The organism is Pseudomonas sp. BAY1663, from assembly GCF_000582595.1.
GTDB lineage: Bacteria > Pseudomonadota > Gammaproteobacteria > Pseudomonadales > Pseudomonadaceae > Stutzerimonas > Stutzerimonas stutzeri_AF.
In genome coordinates this window covers 1-1,974 of sequence record NZ_AZSV01000184.1, presented here as the reverse complement: position 1 = coordinate 1,974, position 1,974 = coordinate 1, and the positions used below count along the sequence as shown (strand labels likewise).

The 1,974-nt window shown below is 71.7% G+C and carries 3 protein-coding genes; all 3 read right to left on the bottom strand.

What is annotated here, in order from left to right:
- Positions 1–476 (bottom strand): condensation domain-containing protein (locus BAY1663_RS25760; protein WP_305809532.1); only part of this gene is annotated, 476 nt, incomplete at its 3' end.
- A complete protein-coding gene (locus BAY1663_RS25755; protein WP_305809531.1) occupies positions 434–982 on the bottom strand; it encodes a phosphopantetheine-binding protein in 549 nt (182 codons plus the stop codon). The genes BAY1663_RS25760 and BAY1663_RS25755, both read right to left, overlap by 43 nt.
- On the bottom strand, positions 910–1,974 hold a 1,065-nt coding region (locus BAY1663_RS25750; protein WP_305809530.1), incomplete at its 5' end, for an AMP-binding protein. The genes BAY1663_RS25755 and BAY1663_RS25750, both read right to left, overlap by 73 nt.

The window sequence follows — 1,974 nt, the reverse complement described above, 5'->3', positions numbered from 1 at the left end:
CCGGCCAGTTCGGCCCGCCAGTACGGCAGTTGTGCCTCGGCACGCCGGGCATAGGCGGCCAGCCCCTCGCCCCACTGGCGGTAGCTGCTGGTCTTGGCCGGCAGCGCCTCGCCGCGCGCCAGCCGGCGCAGGTCATCGACCAGGATGCGCCAGGACACCGCGTCAATCGCCAGGTGATGCACGGCAATGAACAGTCCGCGCATGCCGCCGGCGAGGTTGTCGAGCAGCGCCCAGGCCAGGCTGCGCCCCTGCTCCGGCTGCATGTGCGCCTGCAGCTCGGTCAGCGCCTGCTGCAGGCCATCCTCGCCGAGCGCCGCCGCGTCCAGCCGCGCCGGTTCGCTCAGCGCCACATGCGCCAGGTAGCGCTGGTCGTCGGCAGTCACCGCCAGCCGCAGCGCATCGTGGTGGCGCAGCAGTTGGCGCATGAAATCCATCAGCTGCGCCACGTCGATGGCGGCCGGCAGGCGCAGCACCACGCCTGATTCCAGTGGTGCGGGCTGGCGAACGGCTGCTCGAAGAACCAGCGCTGGATCGGTTGCAGGGCGAATGCCTCACCCACCAGCATGCCCTGCTCGGCACGGATCGCCACGCGTTCGCGCGGCTGGCCGAGCACCCGGCACAGGCGGCGCACGGTGCGCGCCTCGAACACTTCCTTGACCGTACAGGCATGGCCGGCATCGCGCAGGCGGGTGGTCAGCTGGATGCTCAGGATCGAATCGCCGCCGAGGGCGAAGAAGTCGCTCTCGACCCCGAGCGGCCGCTCCAGCACGCCCTGCCAGATCGCCAGCACTTCGGCTTCCAGGGCATCGGCCGGCGCTACCGGAGCGGCCTCCTCGACCAGCTCCACCGGCGGCAGACGGCGCAGGTCGAGCTTGCCGTTGGCGGTCAGCGGCATGCGTTCGAGCAGGATCAGCCGCACCGGCAGCATGTATTCCGGCAGGCGCCGCGCCACATCCTGGAGGATGGCGTCCGCGTCCGGCACGGCCTCACCCGGCTTGACCGAGGCGTAGGCCACCAGGGCCTGGCGCCGGCCTGGCGGGCGACGATGACCTTGATCTGCTGCAGCGCCGGGCAGCCAATGCCCAGCTGCGCCTCGATCTCGCCGGGCTCGATGCGATAGCCGCGCAGCTTGATCTGCTCGTCGATGCGGCCGAGGTACTGGTACTCGCCGTTGGCCAGCAGGCGCGCGCGGTCGCCGGTGTGGTACAGCCGCACCGTCACCCCGGCGATCTCGTGCTCGCGGAACACCGCGGCGCTGCGCTGCGGCTGGTTCAGGTAGCCGCGCGCCAAGCCCAGCCCGGCCAGGCACAGCTCGCCCGGTACGCCGACCGGACACAAACAGCCGTGCACATCGAGCACCAGCGCCTGCATGCCGTCGATCGGCCGGCCGATGCTCGGCGTCGCGCCGGGCTCGATGAGCTTGGTCAGCGCGGTAACGGTGGCCTCGGTCGGGCCGTACATGTCGATCAGGCGGAACTGCCGGCCCCAGCGTTCGGCCAGCGCCGGCGGACAGGCCTCGCCGCCGAAACCGACCGCCTTCATCGCCGGCAGCGGCCGCGCCGGCAGGGTCGCCAGCAGCGCGGTGGCGAAGATCATATGGCTGGTGCGCGTGCGCTCGATCTCGTCCAGCAGCCCCTCGCCGGGGTCGGCCCAGAGCAGGCAGGCGCCGTGGGTCAGCGGCAGCAGCGCGCACATGTTGCCGGCATCGAAAGACAGCGACATGCAGGCGAGCATGCGGTCACCCGGGCCGATGGCGAGGCGACGGCCATGATCCAGCAGCAGGTTGGCCAGCGCGCCGTGCTCGACCATCACGCCCTTGGGCAGTCCGGTGGAGCCGGAGGTGTAGATCACCTGCGCCAGCTGCTGCGGTTCGTCGCGGCGCGGCGGCGCGGCGGGCGACTGCGCATCCAGTTGCGCACACAGCGCGGCGTCGCTCAGGTCGACCCAGCGCAGATCGCCCAGCGCGAACGGCGC